18 protein-coding genes are annotated in these 18,733 nt (G+C 59.7%); 10 read left to right on the top strand and 8 right to left on the bottom strand.

Annotated features, from left to right (window positions below; genetic code table 11):
- Positions 1 to 93: 93 nt before the first annotated feature.
- Genes yidC through rpmH form a run of 4 tightly spaced genes read right to left on the bottom strand, consistent with a single transcriptional unit; the run spans position 94 to position 2,472 of the window.
- On the bottom strand, positions 94 to 1,731 hold the full coding sequence (yidC, locus tag GT753_RS18965; protein WP_004933876.1) for a membrane protein insertase YidC: 1,638 nt from the start codon (positions 1,729 to 1,731) through the stop codon (positions 94 to 96).
- Positions 1,732 to 1,733: 2 nt separating this feature from the next.
- Positions 1,734 to 1,991: a membrane protein insertion efficiency factor YidD gene (gene yidD / locus GT753_RS18960; RefSeq protein ID WP_004933881.1), complete on the bottom strand. Its 258-nt coding sequence runs from the start codon at positions 1,989 to 1,991 to the stop codon at positions 1,734 to 1,736.
- Positions 1,955 to 2,314 (bottom strand): ribonuclease P protein component, encoded by a 360-nt coding sequence (gene rnpA / locus GT753_RS18955; RefSeq protein ID WP_004933883.1) that lies wholly within the window; start codon positions 2,312 to 2,314, stop codon positions 1,955 to 1,957. The genes yidD and rnpA overlap by 37 nt, the downstream gene beginning before the upstream one ends.
- A 17-nt stretch (positions 2,315 to 2,331) precedes the next feature.
- Entirely contained in the window at positions 2,332 to 2,472 is a 141-nt protein-coding gene (gene rpmH / locus GT753_RS18950) for a 50S ribosomal protein L34 (RefSeq protein ID WP_000831330.1), read from the bottom strand.
- Positions 2,473 to 3,154: 682 nt separating this feature from the next.
- On the opposite strand from rpmH, the gene dnaA reads away from it, so the two are divergent.
- From dnaA to yidA, 5 genes are all read left to right on the top strand, one after another.
- The gene (dnaA, locus tag GT753_RS18945; protein WP_160125839.1) at positions 3,155 to 4,549 is read left to right on the top strand and encodes a chromosomal replication initiator protein DnaA; all 1,395 of its coding nucleotides are present in this window, start codon (positions 3,155 to 3,157) and stop codon (positions 4,547 to 4,549) included.
- 4 nt (positions 4,550 to 4,553) lie between these two features.
- Positions 4,554 to 5,654: a DNA polymerase III subunit beta gene (gene dnaN, locus GT753_RS18940; RefSeq protein WP_004933892.1), complete on the top strand. Its 1,101-nt coding sequence runs from the start codon at positions 4,554 to 4,556 to the stop codon at positions 5,652 to 5,654.
- A 45-nt stretch (positions 5,655 to 5,699) separates the two neighbouring features.
- The gene (gene recF, locus GT753_RS18935; RefSeq protein ID WP_004933895.1) at positions 5,700 to 6,785 is read left to right on the top strand and encodes a DNA replication/repair protein RecF; all 1,086 of its coding nucleotides are present in this window, start codon (positions 5,700 to 5,702) and stop codon (positions 6,783 to 6,785) included.
- A gap of 18 nt (positions 6,786 to 6,803) precedes the next feature.
- Positions 6,804 to 9,218: a DNA topoisomerase (ATP-hydrolyzing) subunit B gene (gyrB, locus tag GT753_RS18930; RefSeq protein ID WP_004933898.1), complete on the top strand. Its 2,415-nt coding sequence runs from the start codon at positions 6,804 to 6,806 to the stop codon at positions 9,216 to 9,218.
- 124 nt (positions 9,219 to 9,342) lie between these two features.
- Entirely contained in the window at positions 9,343 to 10,158 is an 816-nt protein-coding gene (gene yidA, locus GT753_RS18925) for a sugar-phosphatase (RefSeq protein ID WP_021504165.1), read from the top strand.
- 25 nt (positions 10,159 to 10,183) lie between these two features.
- Here the strand turns inward: yidA and GT753_RS18920 are convergent, their stop codons facing one another.
- Positions 10,184 to 11,125, bottom strand: coding sequence for an ornithine cyclodeaminase family protein (locus GT753_RS18920; protein WP_075684589.1), 942 nt, complete (start codon positions 11,123 to 11,125; stop codon positions 10,184 to 10,186).
- The gene (locus tag GT753_RS18915) at positions 11,112 to 12,080 is read right to left on the bottom strand and encodes a threonine/serine dehydratase (protein ID WP_075684588.1); all 969 of its coding nucleotides are present in this window, start codon (positions 12,078 to 12,080) and stop codon (positions 11,112 to 11,114) included. Before GT753_RS18915 ends, GT753_RS18920 begins: the two co-directional genes overlap by 14 nt.
- 135 nt (positions 12,081 to 12,215) lie before the next feature.
- Here GT753_RS18915 and GT753_RS18910 point away from each other — a divergent pair, with 135 nt between their 5' ends.
- Together GT753_RS18910 and GT753_RS18905 are read left to right on the top strand one after the other, a co-directional pair.
- Positions 12,216 to 12,533, top strand: a complete 318-nt coding sequence (locus GT753_RS18910) for a hypothetical protein (RefSeq protein WP_161801197.1) — start codon at positions 12,216 to 12,218, stop codon at positions 12,531 to 12,533.
- A gap of 38 nt (positions 12,534 to 12,571) precedes the next feature.
- Entirely contained in the window at positions 12,572 to 13,852 is a 1,281-nt protein-coding gene (locus tag GT753_RS18905; RefSeq protein ID WP_004933910.1) for a DUF3748 domain-containing protein, read from the top strand.
- 30 nt (positions 13,853 to 13,882) lie between these two features.
- Here GT753_RS18905 and GT753_RS18900 read toward each other — a convergent pair whose 3' ends face one another.
- Positions 13,883 to 14,230 (bottom strand): YceK/YidQ family lipoprotein, encoded by a 348-nt coding sequence (locus GT753_RS18900; RefSeq protein ID WP_004933911.1) that lies wholly within the window; start codon positions 14,228 to 14,230, stop codon positions 13,883 to 13,885.
- Positions 14,231 to 14,539: 309 nt separating this feature from the next.
- Here GT753_RS18900 and ibpA point away from each other — a divergent pair, with 309 nt between their 5' ends.
- The 3 genes from ibpA to GT753_RS18885 all read left to right on the top strand — a co-directional run bounded on the left by ibpA (position 14,540) and on the right by GT753_RS18885 (position 17,315).
- Complete coding sequence (gene ibpA, locus GT753_RS18895; protein ID WP_004933919.1) at positions 14,540 to 14,953, top strand: small heat shock chaperone IbpA; 414 nt, start codon at positions 14,540 to 14,542, stop codon at positions 14,951 to 14,953.
- A gap of 107 nt (positions 14,954 to 15,060) precedes the next feature.
- Positions 15,061 to 15,489, top strand: coding sequence for a small heat shock chaperone IbpB (gene ibpB / locus GT753_RS18890; protein ID WP_004933922.1), 429 nt, complete (start codon positions 15,061 to 15,063; stop codon positions 15,487 to 15,489).
- Between the two features lie 167 nt (positions 15,490 to 15,656).
- A complete protein-coding gene (locus tag GT753_RS18885) occupies positions 15,657 to 17,315 on the top strand; it encodes a putative transporter (protein WP_015376152.1) in 1,659 nt (552 codons plus the stop codon).
- Positions 17,316 to 17,354: 39 nt separating this feature from the next.
- Here the strand turns inward: GT753_RS18885 and GT753_RS18880 are convergent, their stop codons facing one another.
- Entirely contained in the window at positions 17,355 to 18,608 is a 1,254-nt protein-coding gene (locus GT753_RS18880) for a valine--pyruvate transaminase (protein WP_015376153.1), read from the bottom strand.
- Between the last annotated feature and the right edge of the window lie 125 nt (positions 18,609 to 18,733).

The following is an 18,733-nucleotide window of genomic DNA, read 5'->3' as shown; positions in this document are numbered from 1 at the left end:
GGTTCTCTCTGACGATTAAGATGCAAAAAGGCGGTCTAATGACCGCCTTTGGTGTGACTGCAAGGGTCGGCGCGCCGAACCCCTACACTACGCTTAGCTTTTTTTCTTGTCGCGGCTGTGCAGACCGCGTTTTTCCAGACCACGGTAAATCAGCTGCTGCTGCAGGATGGTCACCAGGTTGCTGACGATGTAGTACAGCACCAGACCGGATGGGAACCACAGGAAGAACACTGTGAAGATCACCGGCATGAAGGTCATGATTTTCTGCTGCATCGGGTCAGTCACGGTGGTCGGCGACATCTTCTGAATGAAGAACATCGTCACGCCCATCAGGATTGGCAGGATGTAGTACGGGTCTTGCGCCGACAGGTCATGGATCCACAGGGCGAACGGAGCGTGGCGCAGTTCGACTGAACCCATCAGCATGTAGTACAGCGCCAGGAAGATCGGCATCTGAATGATCAGCGGCAGACAGCCGCCGAGCGGGTTCACTTTCTCCGCCTTGTACAGCGCCATCATCTCTTGGCTCATGCGCTGTTTGTCATCGCCGATGCGCTCGCGCATCGCCTGCAGCTTCGGCTGCAGCATGCGCATTTTCGCCATCGAGGTGTACTGCGCCTTGGTCAGCGGGTACATGATGCCGCGCACGATGAAGGTGATGATGATGATGGAGAAGCCCCAGTTGCCGATAAAGCCGTGGATGAACTTCAGCAGTTTGAACAGCGGCTGGGAGATGAACCACAGCCAGCCGTAATCCACGGTCAGGTCCAGGTGCGGCGCCAGTTGGGCCATCTGGTCCTGCAGCTCCGGGCCGACCCACAGGGTCGCGTTCAGCTGTTGCTGAGCGCCCGGCTGCACCACGACCGGCGTAGATTTGAAGCCGATGGTGGACAGGTTGTCACCCGGTTTGGCGGTGTAGAAGGTGTTGTCACCCTTGGTCGCCGGCACCCACGCGGTGGCGAAGTACTGCTGCAGCATCGCAACCCAACCGTCTTTGGTGGTGACGCTCAGGTTTTCGTCTTTGTCGAACGCGTATTTCTGGTACTTGTCCTCGCTGGACGAGTACGCCGCGCCGCGGAAGGTGTGCAGCGCGAAGTTGCTGCTGCCGGTATCACGGTGCTTAGGCAATTCGGTGGTCTGCTTCAGCTGGCCGAACAGGGTCAGCTCCAGCGGCGTCGCGCCTTTGTTGTCGATGCTGTAATCCACGCCGACCGCATAGTGGTTGCGTTTGAGCACGAAGGTCTTGGTGTAGATCGCGCCGTCTTTACCGGTGTAGGTCAGCGGGATGCGCAGCTCGTCCTGGCCTTCCGGCAGGGTGTAGCTGTCTTGCGCCGCCTGATACAGCGGGCGTTCGCCGTTGGCCGGGTTGTCCGGGCCGTTTTTACCGGTCAGGCCGCTTTGCGCCTGATAGACGAACGACGGAGTGGTTTCCAGCAGTTGGAACGGAGTCGATGAACCCAGAGTATCCGGGTAGGCCAACAGTTTAGCCTGCTCGATATCGCCACCACGGGTGTTGATGGTCAGTGACAGCACGTCGGTGTTCACGGTAATCAGCTTACCCTGACCACTGGCTGGCACGGCCTGGCTGGCGGCATCACCGGCTACTGCGTTCGAAGTCTGTTGCGTGGTCTGTGCGGCCGGCTGCGGAGCGTTGTCCGTTTGCCATGCCTGCCAGATCATGAAAGACACGAACAGCAGAGCGATGAGAAGAAGATTGCGTTGCGAATCCATCGTTAGTGTTCTCTGTTATCGTCGGTTTTTGGCGGCACCGGATCATCGCCACCTGGGTTCAAAGGGTGGCATTTTAATACGCGTTTCAATGCTAACCAACTGCCTTTTATCATGCCAAACCTGCTTAATGCCTCAATTGCGTAATGAGAGCATGTCGGCTGGAAGCGACAACGAGGCCCTAGCAGCGGGCTGATGACGAGCTGATAGGCCCGCACCAGCCCGATCAGGATGCGGGAGCCTGGCGACAGTGGCGACGCCATAATTTATCCAAAGCTTCCGTCAGCGCGCGGTTATCCAAATCCGCTATCCCCTTTTTGGCCACCACGACAAAATCCATCGCCGGTAATTCGTGCTGGCGCAGGCGGAAGCTTTCGCGGGTTAGGCGTTTGATCCGATTACGCTCGTGCGCGCGTTTGACGTGTTTTTTGGCGACGGTAAGACCGATGCGGGGATGCCCCAGCTGGTTCAGGCGGCCGAGGATGGTGATTTGCGGCGTGCCAGCCCGTTGTGGCTGCTGGAAGACGAAAGTGAAATGAGTGGGAGTTAACAAACGTAACTCCCTGGGAAAAGCGAGCTTAACCACTCAGCGGGTTAGCTTTATTACTTAGAAACAGTCAGACGAGCACGGCCTTTCGCACGACGGCGGGCCAGAACTTGACGACCATTTTTGGTGGCCATACGAGCACGGAAACCGTGGCTACGGTTGCGCTTCAATACGGACGGTTGGAAAGTGCGTTTCATAGCGATTTCTACCTAAACTTAAAATAATTACTGATCAGTAAACGCGTTTGGCTACTCGGCGTGAAGATGACCGACGCCTCAATCGCAATACATAAAGAAGCGGGATTGTAATAATTGTACAGTCCTGAGTCAATTCGCATCGCGCCAGCCTACCTGGTTGTCTGCCAATAACGGAACAAAATCCGCTCTTGGCCCGTGGTCACCGCAGAATCCTGTCTGGCTAATGACGCACCATAAGGAACCAGGTATCACACGTAGGGCGAAGATTATACGGACTCGGGGTGAAATCGCAAGGATCCCCGTGAGATCCTTTGCGCGCGATCGCAGGATCCGACGTGGATAACAGGGTATAACCGGTTGACAATGTAAAAAATGCGGCGCAGCGGCCGGGATCTGCGCGGTCATTCGGCGCTGGCGGCGAAAAGATCGCCGCCGGCCGCGGCCTGTGGATAAAATGGATCTAATCTGTGAGGAAGGGGAGGATCTCTTGCGCGGATTGCGCTATGATCCGTCATTCCGATCGCGATCCCTCATGCCGGGATCGTGAGGGACACAAACCGTGAAAGGCGGTTCGCATCCCCCACAGGCAAACAGCCGATGCCGGGTATGTGTCAAAAATCATGAGTTATAAAAAAGTTGCCCGTTTCTTTTCTTTATTGATCTTGTTCGAGTGGAGTCCGCCGTGTCACTTTCGCTTTGGCAGCAGTGTCTTGCCCGATTGCAGGATGAGTTACCTGCCACAGAATTTAGTATGTGGATTCGCCCATTGCAGGCGGAACTGAGTGACAACACCCTGGCGCTGTACGCGCCTAACCGTTTTGTGCTGGATTGGGTTCGCGATAAGTACTTAAACAACATCAATGGTCTGCTGAATGATTTCTGCGGCACGGATGCGCCTTTGCTGCGTTTTGAAGTCGGCAGCAAGCCGATCACGCAGGTGATCAGCCAGAGCGTGACCGCCAGCGTCAGCAGCGCCCCTGCGGCTCCGGCGGCGCGCACGGCCGCGCCTTCGCGCCCGAGCTGGGACAACGCGGCGGCGCAGCCCGAGCTCTCTTACCGCTCCAACGTCAACCCTAAACACACCTTCGACAACTTCGTCGAGGGTAAGTCCAACCAGCTGGCGCGCGCGGCGGCTCGCCAGGTGGCGGACAATCCGGGCGGCGCCTACAACCCTTTGTTCCTGTATGGCGGCACCGGCCTGGGTAAAACTCACCTGCTGCACGCGGTGGGCAACGGCATCATGGCGCGCAAGGCCAACGCCAAAGTGGTCTACATGCACTCGGAACGCTTTGTGCAGGACATGGTCAAAGCGTTGCAGAACAACGCCATCGAAGAGTTTAAGCGCTACTACCGTTCGGTCGACGCGTTGCTGATCGATGACATCCAATTCTTTGCCAACAAGGAGCGTTCGCAGGAAGAGTTCTTCCATACCTTTAACGCCCTGTTGGAAGGCAATCAGCAGATCATCCTGACTTCGGATCGCTACCCTAAAGAGATCAACGGGGTGGAAGATCGTCTGAAGTCCCGCTTCGGCTGGGGGCTGACGGTGGCGATCGAGCCGCCGGAACTGGAAACCCGCGTGGCGATCCTGATGAAAAAGGCCGACGAAAACGACATTCGCCTGCCGGGTGAAGTGGCGTTCTTCATCGCCAAGCGCCTGCGTTCCAACGTGCGTGAGCTCGAAGGGGCGCTGAACCGCGTGATCGCCAACGCCAACTTTACCGGCCGGGCCATCACCATCGATTTCGTGCGCGAAGCGCTGCGCGATCTGCTGGCGCTGCAGGAAAAGCTGGTCACCATCGACAATATCCAAAAGACGGTGGCGGAGTATTACAAGATTAAAGTCGCGGATTTGCTGTCCAAGCGGCGTTCGCGATCCGTTGCCCGCCCGCGCCAGATGGCGATGGCGCTGGCGAAGGAACTCACCAACCACAGCCTGCCGGAAATCGGCGATGCGTTTGGTGGCCGCGACCATACCACGGTGTTGCACGCCTGCCGGAAGATCGAGCAGTTGCGTGAGGAAAGTCACGACATCAAAGAAGATTTCTCCAATTTAATCAGAACATTATCTTCATAGCGCTATGAAATTTATCGTTGAACGTGAGCATCTGCTAAAACCGCTGCAACAGGTGAGCAGCCCGCTGGGCGGCCGCCCGACCTTGCCGATCCTGGGCAACCTGCTGCTGCAGGTGACGGAAGGCTCCCTGCTGCTGACCGGCACCGATCTGGAGATGGAGATGGTGGCGCGCGTCGCCCTGTCCCAGCCGCACGAGCCGGGCGCGACGACTGTGCCCGCGCGCAAATTCTTTGATATCTGCCGTGGCCTGCCGGAAGGGGCGGAGATTGCCGTCACGCTGGAGAGCGAGCGCATGCTGGTGCGGTCCGGCCGCAGCCGCTTCTCGCTGTCCACGCTGCCCGCGGCGGACTTCCCGAACCTGGACGACTGGCAGAGCGAGGTGGAGTTCACCTTGCCGCAGGCGACGCTGAAGCGCCTGATCGAAGCCACCCAGTTCTCGATGGCCCATCAGGACGTGCGTTACTACCTGAACGGCATGTTGTTTGAAACCGAAGGCGAAGAGCTGCGCACCGTCGCGACCGACGGCCACCGCCTGGCGGTGTGCTCGATGCCGATAGGCCAGCAGCTGCCATCGCATTCGGTGATCGTGCCGCGTAAAGGGGTGATGGAACTGGTGCGTCTGCTGGACGGCGGCGACTCGCTGCTGCAGCTGCAGATCGGCAGCAACAACATCCGCGCCCACGTTGGCGATTTCATCTTCACGTCCAAGCTGGTTGACGGCCGTTTCCCGGACTATCGCCGCGTCTTGCCGAAGAATCCGGACAAAACGCTGGAAGCCGGCTGCGATCTGCTCAAGCAGGCGTTTGCCCGCGCTGCCATTCTCTCGAACGAGAAATTCCGCGGCGTGCGGCTGTACGTCAGCCAGAACCAGCTGAAGATCACCGCCAACAACCCGGAGCAGGAAGAGGCGGAAGAGATCCTCGACGTCAGCTACGACGGCGCGGAGATGGAGATCGGCTTCAACGTCAGCTACGTGCTGGACGTGTTGAACGCGCTCAAGTGTGAAGACGTGCGCCTGCTGTTGACCGACTCGGTCTCCAGCGTGCAGATCGAAGATGGCGCCAGCCAGGCGGCGGCCTACGTTGTCATGCCAATGCGGTTGTAGTCTCGTTACCTTGAATTACAGCACCGTCATCGGTAAAGAGATTGCATGGCTCTGACGCGTTTATTGATTAAAGATTTCCGCAATATCGAGGCGGCGGATTTGGCGCTGGCGCCGGGATTCAACTTCCTGGTCGGCGCCAACGGCAGCGGCAAGACTAGCGTGCTGGAGGCGGTGTATACGCTCGGCCATGGCCGCGCCTTCCGCAGCCTGCAGGCCGGTCGGGTGATCCGCCACGACCAACCGGAGTTCGTGCTGCATGGCCGCATCGAAGGCGCGGAGCGCGAGCTGTCGGTAGGATTGAGCAAGAGCCGTCAGGGTGACAGCAAAGTACGCATCGATGGCAGCGACGGCCACAAGGTGGCCGAGCTGGCGCAGCTGCTGCCCATGCAGCTGATCACCCCCGAAGGTTTTACCCTGCTGAACGGCGGGCCGAAATTCCGGCGCGCTTTCCTGGACTGGGGCTGTTTTCATAACGAACCCGGTTTTTTCACCGCCTGGAGCAACCTGAAACGGTTACTGAAGCAGCGCAATGCCGCGCTGCGCCAGGTGAGTCGCTATGCGCAGATCCGCGCCTGGGATCAGGAACTGATCCCGCTCGCGGAGCGCATCAGCGAATGGCGGGCGGAATACAGCGACGCGATCGCCGCGGATATCACCGCGACCTGCGCGCAGTTTCTGCCTGAATTCGCCCTGAGCTTCTCCTTCCAGCGCGGCTGGGACAAAGAGAGCGACTACGGCGAGCTGCTGGAGCGCCAGTTTGAGCGCGACAGGGCGTTGACCTATACCGCGGTGGGGCCGCATAAAGCGGACTTTCGCATTCGTGCCGACGGCACGCCGGTAGAGGATTTGTTATCGCGCGGTCAGCTTAAGCTGCTGATGTGCGCGTTGCGCTTGGCGCAGGGTGAGTTTCTCACCCGGCAGAGCGGGCGGCGTTGCCTGTATCTGATTGATGATTTTGCCTCCGAGCTGGACACCGGCCGTCGCCGGTTGCTGGCCGATCGCCTGAAAGCCACCCAGGCCCAGGTTTTTGTCAGCGCGGTCAGCGCTGAACAAGTGACCGACATGGCCGGTGAAAAGGGCAAGATGTTCCGCGTGGAACAGGGTAAAATAGAGGTTCAACCACAGGACTAAAATGAGCGAGAAACGTTGATGTCGAATTCTTATGACTCCTCAAGTATCAAGGTATTAAAAGGGCTGGATGCGGTGCGCAAGCGCCCGGGCATGTATATCGGCGATACCGATGACGGCACCGGTCTGCACCACATGGTATTCGAGGTTGTGGACAACGCTATCGACGAAGCGCTCGCGGGCCACTGTAGTGACATTCAGGTCACCATCCATGCCGACAACTCGGTATCGGTACAGGATGACGGCCGCGGCATTCCGACCGGCATTCACCCGGAAGAAGGGGTTTCAGCCGCAGAGGTCATCATGACCGTGCTGCACGCCGGCGGTAAATTCGACGACAACTCCTATAAAGTTTCCGGCGGCCTGCACGGCGTGGGCGTCTCGGTGGTTAACGCCCTGTCGGAGAAACTGGAGCTGGTGATCCGCCGCGAAGGCAAAGTGCACGAACAAACTTACAGCCACGGCGAGCCGCAGGCGCCGCTGAACGTGGTGGGCGAAACCGAGCAGACCGGCACCATGGTGCGCTTCTGGCCGAGTCACCAGACTTTCACCAATGTGACCGAATTCGAGTACGACATTCTGGCCAAGCGTCTGCGCGAGCTGTCCTTCCTCAACTCCGGCGTGTCTATTCGCCTGAAGGACAAGCGCACCGACCGTGAAGACCACTTCCATTACGAAGGCGGCATCAAGGCGTTTGTCGAGTACCTGAACAAGAACAAAACCCCGATCCACCCGAACGTGTTCTACTTCTCCACCGTGAAAGACGACATCGGCGTGGAAGTGGCGCTGCAGTGGAACGACGGTTTCCAGGAAAACATCTACTGCTTCACCAACAACATTCCGCAGCGCGACGGCGGCACGCACCTGGTCGGTTTCCGTACCGCGATGACCCGTACGCTGAACAGCTACATGGAGAAGGAAGGCTACAGCAAGAAGGCCAAGGTCAGCGCCACCGGCGATGACGCGCGTGAAGGCCTGATCGCCGTGGTGTCGGTGAAGGTGCCGGATCCGAAGTTCTCCTCTCAGACCAAGGACAAGCTGGTCTCTTCCGAGGTGAAAACCGCGGTTGAAACGCTGATGAACGAGAAGCTGGTGGATTACCTGATGGAGAATCCGGGCGACGCGAAAATCGTGGTCGGCAAAATCATCGACGCGGCGCGCGCGCGCGAAGCGGCGCGTAAAGCGCGTGAGATGACCCGCCGCAAAGGCGCGCTGGATCTGGCCGGCCTGCCGGGCAAGCTGGCGGACTGCCAGGAACGCGATCCGGCGCTGTCCGAACTGTACCTGGTGGAAGGGGACTCCGCGGGCGGCTCTGCCAAGCAGGGGCGCAACCGCAAGAATCAGGCTATCTTGCCGCTGAAGGGTAAAATCCTCAACGTCGAGAAAGCGCGTTTCGACAAAATGCTCTCTTCGCAGGAAGTGGCGACGCTGATCACCGCGCTGGGTTGCGGCATCGGCCGCGACGAGTACAGCCCAGACAAGCTGCGTTATCACAGCATCATCATCATGACCGATGCCGACGTCGACGGTTCGCACATCCGTACGTTGCTGTTGACCTTCTTCTACCGCCAGATGCCGGAAATCATCGAGCGTGGCCACGTGTTCATCGCACAGCCGCCGCTGTACAAGGTGAAGAAAGGCAAGCAGGAGCAGTACATCAAAGATGACGAGGCGATGGATCAGTACCAGATCGCCATCGCGATGGACGGCGCTACGCTGCACACCAACGCCAGCGCGCCGGCGCTCGGCGGCGAGCAGTTGGAAAAACTGGTGGCCGAGCACTACGGCGTGCAGAAGCTGATCGGCCGCATGGAGCGCCGCTACCCGCGCGCGCTGCTGAACAGCCTGATCTATCAGCCGACGCTGAACGAAGGCGATCTCAGCGATGAAGCCAAGGTGAAGACCTGGATCGCGTCGCTGGTGCAGGCGCTGAACGACAAAGAGCAGCACGGCAGCAGCTATGACTTCGTGATCTTCGAGAACCGCGAACGCCAGATGTTCGAGCCGGCGCTGCGCATCCGCACCCACGGCGTGGATACCGACTACAAGCTGGACTTCGACTTCATCCACGGCGGTGAATACCGCAAGATCTGCCAGCTGGGCGAGCAGCTGCGCGGGCTGATCGAAGAGGGCGCGTTCATCGAGCGCGGCGAACGCCGTCAGCCGGTAGACAGCTTCGAGCAGGCGCTGGAGTGGCTGGTGAAAGAGTCGCGCCGCGGCCTGTCGGTGCAGCGTTATAAAGGTCTGGGCGAGATGAACCCGGAGCAGCTGTGGGAAACCACCATGGACCCGGAAAGCCGCCGCATGCTGCGCGTGACCGTCAAGGACGCCATCGCTGCCGATCAGCTGTTCACCACGCTGATGGGCGATGCGGTTGAACCGCGTCGCGCCTTTATCGAAGAAAACGCCCTGAAAGCGGCGAACATCGATATCTGATGCGTTAATGGCTGTGAAAATCCGCGCCGGGCGACCCGCGCGGATTTTTTTTTGCCTTTTTTGGCGCTGACAGCCGAGGCTGAAACGCGTTAGCATGAATAAAAACCACTGGGAGAAGCGTTGAATGGCTATTGAACTGATTGCGATCGACATGGACGGCACGTTGCTGGATCCGCAGCATCAAATCACGCCGGCGGTAAAGCAGGCTATCGCGGCGGCGCGGCGCAAAGGGGTGCACGTGGTGCTGGCCACCGGGCGGCCTTATGTCGGCGTGCAGGACTATCTGCGCCAGTTGGACATTCAGGGCCCCGGCGATTTCTGTATCACCTATAACGGCGCGCTGGTGTTGCGCGCGGTCGACGGCGCCTGCATCCTGCAGGAAACCCTGGGCTTCGAGGATTATCTGCACTTCGAGCAGATGGCGCGCGAGTTAGGCGTTCACTTCCAGGCGTTTGATTTCGATACCTTGTATACCCCGAACAAGGACATCGGCAAGTACACCATACACGAGGCGGAAATGACCGGCATTCCGCTGAAATACCGCAGCGTGGAAGAGATGGATCGCCAGATGCGTTTTCCAAAAGTGATGATGATCGACGAACCGGCGCTGCTGGACAGCGCCATCGCGCGCATCCCGGAGGAAACGCGCGCGCGTTACACTATCTTGAAAAGTGCGCCTTACTACCTCGAGATCTTACATAAAAACGTCGATAAGGGCGCCGGGGTGAAAATGCTGGCCGAGCACCTCGGCGTGGCGCGGGAAAACATCATGACGCTGGGGGATCAGGCTAACGATACGGCGATGATCGAATATGCCGGCGTCGGCGTGGCGATGGGCAACGCCATTCCCGAGCTGAAAGCGGTGGCGCAGTTTGTCACCAGCGCCAATACCGAAGACGGCGTGGCGCGCGCTATCGAGAAGTTCGTGCTCAACGCCTGAGAAAACGGGGCGCTGCGGCGCCCCTTTATACTTTCGCCAACACCCCTTTGGCGATCTGCAGATCCTGAATCGCCAAGCCGGTGAGATCGGCGATGGTGATGTGCTGCGGCTCGCGTCGTACCCGCCCGCCCTGCGCCAATGCGGCGCCCATTTCGACGATCGGCGTTGAAGTCAGCTTGTTCTGCCGATAAGCCGTCGCGATCTCGCCATAGTCTGTGCACTGAGCCAGCGCATCGACCAACAGCGCGTCCGCGCGGGCCACCAGCTCGGTCGCCAGCTCCTGCTTACCGGGCGCGTCGGCACCCACCGCGGTAATGTGCGTGCCGGGCCGAATATCCGCCGCCTGCAAAATCGGTTCGCGGCTGGGCGTGGTGGTGACGATCAGCTGACAGTGCGCCGCCAGCTCCGCCGCATCCTGCGTGACCCGCACCCGAAAACCCTCAGCCTCGGCATCGCGCCGATACGCCGCCAGCGCCTGTTCGTTGCGGCCCCACACCCATACCTCGCGGCAATCGGTCACCGGTTTCAGACATTGCAGCTGCAGCCGCGCCTGCAGGCCGGTGCCGACCATGCCGATCGCCTGAATATGCGGCGGCGCGCACAGCTCGGCGACGATGCGGCCGGCCAGGGCGGTGCGCAGCGCGGTCAGCCAACCTTCATCTTGCAGCAGCGCCTGCGGCTCGCCGGTCTGGGCGGAGAACGCCATCATCAGCCCCTGATTGCTCGGCAGGCCGTGTTCGGCATTGCGGTAGAAACCGGTAGAGATCTTGACCACGAACAGTTTGTCGCCTTCCAACCAGGCGGACTTGATGCAGCAGTCGCCGGCGGCCTGCTCGAACAGGAAATGCTGCACCGGCGGCTGTTGCACCCGCTGTTGCGAGTAGGCGATAAAACCCTGCTTCAGCAGCGGCGTAATGGCCTCGGCGTCGAACGCGGCGAGGATTTGCTGCTGATTAAGGATGCGCATCGGCGATGGCCTTGAGGTATTTCTCCAGCACGATGTTCTTGCCGCACAGCACCACCGCCACCTTTTTACCCTGGTATTCCGGCGCCAGTTTGATCGCCGCCGCCAGCGCCACGCCGGCCGCGCCTTCGATAATCCAGCGATCGCTGGCGGCGATCCGGCGCATCGCGTGTTTGATCTCCGCCTCGCTGACCAGCACTTTACGGTCAATCAGCTGCTGGCACAGCGGGAAGGTCACGGCACCCGGCTCGACGCCGCCGGCGGTGCCGTCGGACAGGGTTTCTTGTTCTTCCACCGGGAAGATATGGCCGGCTTCCAGCGCGCTGTACAGGCTGGTGGCGTTTTCCGGCCAGCAGGCGATAAGCTGCGTGTTCGGCGACAGTTGCCGCAGAACGGTGCCGATGCCGGCGATATAGCCACCGCCGCCGACCGCCACGAACACCGCGTCAAGATCGGCGAGTTGTTCAACCAGCTCCATGCCGCAGGTGCCCTGGCCGGCAATGACCTGCTCGTCGTTATACGGCGAGATGTAGGTTTTCCCCTGTTCGCGTGCGGCTTGTTCCCCCGCCAGTTCGGCGTTCAGCGCGTCGCCCGGCACCAATTCCACGGTGCCGCCCAGCGCCCGGATGGTGTCGAGCTTGATGCTCGCCGCCGTCTCCGGCGCATAAACCGTGACGCCAACGCCCATCCGTTGCCCCGCCAGGGCGACAGCCTGGCCGTGGTTGCCGGTTGAGGCGGCGATCACGCCGCGCCGGCGTTGCTCGTTATCCAACAGCCGCAGCTTGTTGCTGGCGCCGCGAAATTTAAAGGAACCGGTGTGCTGCAGGTGATCGCATTTCAAATACAGCTCGCAACCCAATTGCTGTGAAAGCAGCACGCTGCGCTCCAATGGCGTGACTCGCACCTGAGGGCGCAGTTGCTGATGAGCGGAAACAATGGCATCGAAGAGGGTGTTCATACCGGCTCCAGAAAATTAATTTGGACTTAAAAATCCAGTTTGTACTTTTTTGTATTGATTGTAAACCCCGCGGCCCGACCTTCGGGCACACCGATCAGAAAACGGCAACGGTCGGCGGGAGCATTGCCGTTTTCGGTGAAAATAATCATAAACCTGTCGTTTAGCGGCACGATTTTTTATTTATTTGCGTTAAGTAAGGCGCTGCCGCTGCCTTATTCTTATAAGGGAAGTGAGAATGAAAAAATAGCGTTTGCATCACCCACCTCTATTACATTGGCACCGTTGAGTCTCGCCGGCAGGAATTCGATCGCCTGGTCGGCCGCTTATTTCCTGCCGACGCCGTCGATCGGCTTAAATGATAAGACGCTGGAAAATAATTGCGTGATTTCGAATCGAAAAATCCTCCCGCCTCACCCTCACAGGCCATATGAAACGCTGCGGGCGATCCGGTAAGATGACGGCTCAGTGCCAGCATGTGCAGGAGAGCCGCCATGAGCCATCGGGAAAAACAACTGACTTTCGACCCTCGTGGGCATCAGTTAACCAATATCAACGTCTGGACGCCGGACAGTCAATGGCTGGCTTATGACGTGCGCCCGCGCGGCGCCTCTTTCACCGGCCTCAGCATCGAGCGTGTCAACGTCGCCAGCGGCGCGGTGGAGGTGATTTATCGCGCCCAGCACGGCGCCCACGTTGGCGTGGTCACGGTCAGCCCCGATGCGCCGGCGCGCTATGCCTTTATTCACGGACCTGAGCACCCGGACAGCGCCTGGCAGTATGATTTTCACCACCGCCGCGGGGTGATCGTCAGCGAACCGGATCGCGAGTTGGCCATCACCCTCGACGCGCTGGATATCACCGCGCCCTATACCCCCGGCGCGCTGCGCGGCGGCAGCCACGTGCACGTTTTCAGTCCGGACGGCAGCCGCCTCAGCTTTACCTACAACGATCACGTGATGCATGAACGCGATCCGGCGCGCGATCTGCGCAACGTCGGCGTGGCCGTGCCGCTGCACGGGGTTAATCCGCCAAAACAGCACCCGCGTGAGTACGACGGCAGCCACTATTGCGTGTTGGTCAGCGAGACGGTGCCGCAGCCGCAGCCGGGTAGCGATCAGATCAATCGCGCTTACGAAGAAGGCTGGATCGGGCGCGAAGGCTACCGTAAGGCCGACGGCAGCCGGCAGCGCTGGGCGCTGGCATTTATCGGCGATACGTTGTCCGCTGCCGGAGAGAAGCTGTCTGAGGTGTTTATCGTCGATCTGCCGGAGAACGACGTCGACTACGCCCGGGCGGGCGCTCTGCCGCTGCAGGGGACGGAAAGCGAGCTGCCGGCGCCGCCGCTTGGCGTCAGGCAGCGGCGGGTAACCTTTACCGGGGATCGCCGTTTTCCTGGCGTGGCTGGTGCGCCGCGCCACTGGTTGCGCAGTTCGCCGGACGGCAGCCAGATAGCTTTTCTGATGAAGGACGACGGCGGCGTGGTGCAGCTGTGGACGGTGTCGCCTAACGGTGGCGAGCCGCGCCAGGTGAGCCGCAGCGAGCATGACATCCAGTCGGCGTTCAGCTGGCACCCGCAGGGCGGGACGATAGCCCTGGTGTGCGACAACAGCGTGATGCTGTGCGAGGTGGCCAGCGGTCGCCTGCAGCGTTTGACGCAGCGCAGCGTGCAGCCGCCGTCGGGGGATGCCGTGGTGTTCTCGCCGGATGGCAAGAAAGTGGCGTTTATGCGCGAGATAGCGGGGTTCAACCAGATCTTCGTGGTTGAGGCGTAAGGCGGGCCTGATGACCCGCTGCGTGCGCGATTAGTGCGTGGCGGTGCTGTCGTCGCCCTGGCCGGGATTGCCGGTCGCCGCCAAATTCTGCTGCTCGCTGCGCAGGATACGCGCTTTTGGCGAGTCTGCGGTGGCGTCGTTGCCGGATCGCAGATAGTCGTAAGGCAGCAGCACGGTATCCATCACCGCGGAGAACGGCAGATCCAGCGCCACCAGCGGCATCATCGCCCAACTGGTGTTGTCGTCCTTCAGCATGTCCACGCTGGCGCGGGTGCCGGGATAGTAACCCTGATTCGGGCCGGTATGGCTCATCACGCTGGAGCAACCGCTGGTCGCCAACAACATGCAGCCCGTCGCTATCGCTTTCATCATCGTCATTAATCCATCCTGCAGGGTTGCTGTGCCCCTAAATTAAGCTGATTTATAACATCCTGTTGCTGCTTTAAAAGAAGCAAAATCCCGCTCTGTGGCGGCTCTCTCACTTTAGTGTAAGTGGTAAAAAAAACTTTTACCTTATTGGTGCAAATTTTTTTGATCCTCGCCTGTTGAATTGATGAAAGCAACCCCCATTTTATCATCAGAGCCGAATTGAGAATTCGCCGTAAGGGAATTCTGGCTTAATTAGCCTGTCCAGAGTGGAAGGCGTATTTATTTCAACCTCGCTGAAGTGCCTTAGGAGGCTGTTTTATGCGTAATTTTGATCTTTCCCCGCTATACCGTTCCGCCATTGGTTTCGATCGCCTGTTCAACGCGCTGGAGGCTGGCCAGAGTCAGGGCAACGGCGGTTATCCCCCTTATAATGTCGAGCTGGTGGATGAAAATCATTATCGGATCGCCATCGCGGTAGCCGGGTTTGCCGAGCAGGAGCTGGAGATCACCACGCAGGACAATCTGCTGATCGTGCGCGGGGCGCACAACAATGAACCGGCAGAAAAAACCTATTTATACCAGGGCATCGCCGAGCGTAATTTCGAGCGTAAATTCCAGCTGGCCGAACATATTCAAATTAAAGGCGCCAAACTGGAGAATGGCCTGTTGTATATCGACATGCAACGCATCGTGCCGGAAACATTAAAACCGCGCCGCATCGAAATTAAATAAATTTCCGTTTCGCCGGCAGGTACGCTGCCGGTAAATATGAAGTCATGATTAGCCTGCCGTCAGGGGGCTGAATAAACACATCTCGCTTAATGAAAGGAGTTGTTCCTATGCGTAATTACGATTTATCCCCGCTTCTGCGTCAGTGGATTGGTTTTGATAAATTGGCCAGTTCAATGGGCGGCCAGGAACCCCAGGGGTTCCCGCCGTATAACATCGAGAAAAGTGACGACAATCACTACCGCATTTCTCTGGCGCTGGCCGGTTTCCGGCAGAGCGAACTGAATATTGAAGTGGAAGGGCCGCGGTTGACCGTCAGCGGTAAACCCACGCCGCCGGAAAAACAGGTCGAGTACCTGCATCAGGGGCTGGTGTGCAAAGAGTTCCAGTTGACCTTCACCCTGGCGGAACACCTGCAGGTGTCCGAGGCCAAATTTGAAAATGGCCTGTTGCACATCGATCTGGTGCGTCAGGTGCCGGAAGCCTTGCAGCCTCAGCGCATCGCCATCGGCGCGACGCCGGAGCTGGAAGCGAAATAACCGGCTGAAAAACGGCCATCATCATGCGGGGGAGATCCAAACGGATCTCCCCCGTTGCGTTATGTGGCGCACGCCACAGTCCCCTCGTCTGCCCGATGCCATAATCCTTGTTAATTGTGTGTCTTTGGCCGCAAATCCCATGTTCAACTTTGGCAAGGATGTGACCTATGAGCGATATCGCCCTGACCGTCAGCATGTTGGCGTTGGCGGCCGTCATTGGGCTGTGGATGGGGAACTGGAAGCTGTATGGCGTCGGGTTGGGCATTGGCGGCGTGCTGTTCGGCGGTATCCTGGTCGGCCACTTTGCCCAGAGCGGGCAAATCAGCCTGAATGGGGACATGCTGCACTTTATCCAGGAGTTTGGCCTGATCCTGTTCGTCTACACCATCGGCATCCAGGTCGGCCCCGGTTTCTTCTCTTCGCTGCGCGTCTCCGGTCTGCGGCTCAACGCCTTCGCGGTGCTGCTGGTGCTGACCGGCGGCATCGTGGCGGCGGCGGTACACAAGCTGTTCGACGTGCCGCTGCCGATCATCCTCGGCGTGTTCTCCGGTGCGGTCACCAACACCCCGGCGCTGGGCGCCGGTCAACAAATCCTGACCGATCTCGGTTCCGATCCGGCGCTGGTGGACGGCATGGGGATGGGTTACGCCATGGCCTATCCGTTCGGCATATGCGGCATCCTGCTGGTGATGTGGCTGATCCGGCTGATTTTCCGCATCAACATCGAGCGTGAGGCTCAGGCGTTTGAAAGCAGTCTGGGCAATCAGCGCGAGTTGCTGCACGCCATCAACGTGGCGGTGCGCAACCCCAATCTGCAGGGCATGGCGATCAAAAGCGTGCCGCTGCTCAACGGTGAAGCGATCGTCTGTTCGCGCCTCAAGCGCGGGGAGCTGTTGATGGTGCCGGCGCCGCACGAGCGGCTGGAGCTTGGCGACTACCTGCATCTGGTGGGCAAACGCGAAGATCTGGAGAACGCCCGGTTGGTGATCGGCGAAGAGGTGGATGCCTCGCTGTCGACGCGCGGCACTGCGCTGCAGGTGGTGAGGGCGGTGGTGACCAACGAGCAGGTGCTGGGCAAGAAAATCCGCGATCTGAATCTGAAGCAAAAGTATGACGTGGTGATTTCACGCCTCAACCGCGCCGGCGTGGAGCTGGTGGCCGGCAGCAACGTGACGCTGCAGTTTGGCGACATTCTCAACCTGGTCGGCCGGCCGGAGGCCATCGACGCGGTGACGGCGATTGTCGGCAACGCCCAACAAAAACTGCAGCAGGTGCAGATGCTACCGGTCTTTATCGGTATCGGCCTCGGGGTGTTGCTCGGTTCCATTCCGCTGTTCGTGCCCGGCTTCCCGGCGGCATTGCGGCTGGGGCTGGCCGGCGGGCCGCTGGTGGCGGCGCTGATCCTGGGGCGCATCGGCAGCATCGGCAAGCTGTACTGGTTTATGCCGCCGAGCGCCAACCTGGCGCTGCGCGAACTGGGCATCGTGCTGTTTCTGGCGGTGGTTGGTTTGAAATCGGGCGGTAACTTCATCGATACGTTGCTGCACGGCGAGGGGCTGACGTGGGTCGGGTACGGCGCCTTGATCACCGCGATTCCGCTGCTGAGCGTCGGTATTCTGGCGCGCACGGTGGGCAAGATGAACTACCTGACGCTGTCCGGCATGCTGGCGGGATCGATGACCGATCCGCCGGCGCTGGCATTCGCCAACGGTCTGCATCCCACCAGCGGTGCCGCGGCGCTGTCTTACGCCACCGTTTATCCGCTGGCGATGTTCCTGCGCATCATGTCGCCGCAGCTGCTGGCGGTGCTGTTCTGGACGCTGTAATCCATCAGGGCGCCGTGGTGGCGCCCCAATGGATTGCGCTTAGTTCGCTTCCTGATGCGCGCGTTCGATCTCTTCTGCCAGGATCGCCACGCCGCGTTCGATTTTCTCCGGGTCGGGCACGTAGTTCATGCGCATGCACTGGTGGGTGTGCGGCCAGTCGTGCTCCAGCCCCGGGAAGAAGTAGTGGCCCGGCACCATCAGCACGCCGCGCTTTTTCAGGCGCTGATACAGCACCTCGGTAGTGATCGGCAGATCCTTGAACCACAGCCAGAGGAAGATGGCCCCTTCCGGTTTGTGGATCAGGCAGCGCTCCGGCGACAAGTAGCGGCGGATAATCTCGATGGTGTGTTCGACGCGCTGTTTGTAAAACGGGCGAATCACCTCGTTCGACAGGCGCAGCAGATCGCCGCGCGCGATCATTTCCGTCGCCATCGCCGGCCCCATGCTGCCCGGCGACAGGCTGATGATGCCGTTCATGTTGGTCAGCGCGGTGATCACCTTCTCGTCGGCGATCACGATGCCGCAGCGCGAGCCCGGCAGGCCGAGTTTGGACAGGCTCATGCACAGGATGGTGTTCGGGTTCCACAGCGGCGTGGCGTCGCTGAAGATAATGCCGGGGAACGGCACGCCGTAGGCGTTGTCGATCACCAGCGGAATATCGCGCTGCTGCGCCAGCAGGTCGAGCTTCATCAGCTCTTCGTCGGTGATCACGTTGCCGGTCGGGTTGGTCGGCCGTGAAACGCAGATCATGCCGATGTCGTCGCCGATGGTGAGGTGTTCGAAATCAACGTGATATTTGAACTGGCCGTCCGGCAGCAGCTCGATGTTCGGTTTGGCGGAGACGAACAGCCCTTCGTCCAGCCCGGCATCGGCATAGCCGATATATTCCGGCGCCAATGGGAACAGCACGCGGCGGCGCGAACCGTCGGCGTAGCGGCCGGCGAACAGGTTGAACAAGTAGAAAAACGCGCTTTGGCTGCCGTTCGTCAGTGCAATATTCTGTGGCGAAATCTCCCAGCCGAGCTCGTCGCGCAGCAGATTGGCCAGCGCTTTCAGCAGCGCGTCCTTGCCTTGCGGGCCATCGTAGTTGCACAGCGCCTCGGTCAGTTTGCCCTGATCGAGCATCTCCTGGCACAGCTGTTTGAAGTAGGCTTCCATCTCTGGGATCTGCGCCGGGTTGCCGCCGCCGAGCATGATGGCACCGGGGGTGCGCAGGCCTTCGTTCAGGTCGTCCATCAAACGGGTAATGCCCGCATAACGGGTAAATTTTTCGCCGAAAAGTGAGAAAGTCATAGGTGCAGCAGTACTGTTTTTTAGCAGGTAATCCCCCACCATACCGCCAGACAAATTCCTCTGCAATGCGGCCGACAAATCGACCAATGGGCAAAAGCTTCGCTCATTAGCCGATTGTCAGCATA

Source organism: Serratia sp. Z4, from assembly GCF_009900725.1.
Taxonomy (GTDB): domain Bacteria; phylum Pseudomonadota; class Gammaproteobacteria; order Enterobacterales; family Enterobacteriaceae; genus Serratia; species Serratia nematodiphila.
This window is presented reverse-complemented; position numbering and strand designations above follow the sequence as displayed.

Bases quoted from the DNA above. Each gene is read 5' to 3' on its own strand.
- yidC (WP_004933876.1), bottom strand. From the start codon at position 1,731: ATGGATTCGCAACGCAATCTTCTTCTCATCGCTCTGCTGTTCGTGTCT.
- recF (WP_004933895.1), top strand. From the start codon at position 5,700: ATGGCTCTGACGCGTTTATTGATTAAAGATTTCCGCAATATCGAGGCG.
- GT753_RS18900 (WP_004933911.1), bottom strand. From the start codon at position 14,230: ATGACGATGATGAAAGCGATAGCGACGGGCTGCATGTTGTTGGCGACC.
- dnaN (WP_004933892.1), top strand. From the start codon at position 4,554: ATGAAATTTATCGTTGAACGTGAGCATCTGCTAAAACCGCTGCAACAG.
- ibpA (WP_004933919.1), top strand. From the start codon at position 14,540: ATGCGTAATTTTGATCTTTCCCCGCTATACCGTTCCGCCATTGGTTTC.
- ibpB (WP_004933922.1), top strand. From the start codon at position 15,061: ATGCGTAATTACGATTTATCCCCGCTTCTGCGTCAGTGGATTGGTTTT.
- yidD (WP_004933881.1), bottom strand. From the start codon at position 1,991: ATGGCGTCGCCACTGTCGCCAGGCTCCCGCATCCTGATCGGGCTGGTG.
- rpmH (WP_000831330.1), bottom strand. From the start codon at position 2,472: ATGAAACGCACTTTCCAACCGTCCGTATTGAAGCGCAACCGTAGCCAC.
- GT753_RS18885 (WP_015376152.1), top strand. From the start codon at position 15,657: ATGAGCGATATCGCCCTGACCGTCAGCATGTTGGCGTTGGCGGCCGTC.
- GT753_RS18920 (WP_075684589.1), bottom strand. From the start codon at position 11,125: ATGCGCATCCTTAATCAGCAGCAAATCCTCGCCGCGTTCGACGCCGAG.
- GT753_RS18905 (WP_004933910.1), top strand. From the start codon at position 12,572: ATGAGCCATCGGGAAAAACAACTGACTTTCGACCCTCGTGGGCATCAG.
- GT753_RS18915 (WP_075684588.1), bottom strand. From the start codon at position 12,080: ATGAACACCCTCTTCGATGCCATTGTTTCCGCTCATCAGCAACTGCGC.
- GT753_RS18880 (WP_015376153.1), bottom strand. From the start codon at position 18,608: ATGACTTTCTCACTTTTCGGCGAAAAATTTACCCGTTATGCGGGCATT.
- gyrB (WP_004933898.1), top strand. From the start codon at position 6,804: ATGTCGAATTCTTATGACTCCTCAAGTATCAAGGTATTAAAAGGGCTG.
- yidA (WP_021504165.1), top strand. From the start codon at position 9,343: ATGGCTATTGAACTGATTGCGATCGACATGGACGGCACGTTGCTGGAT.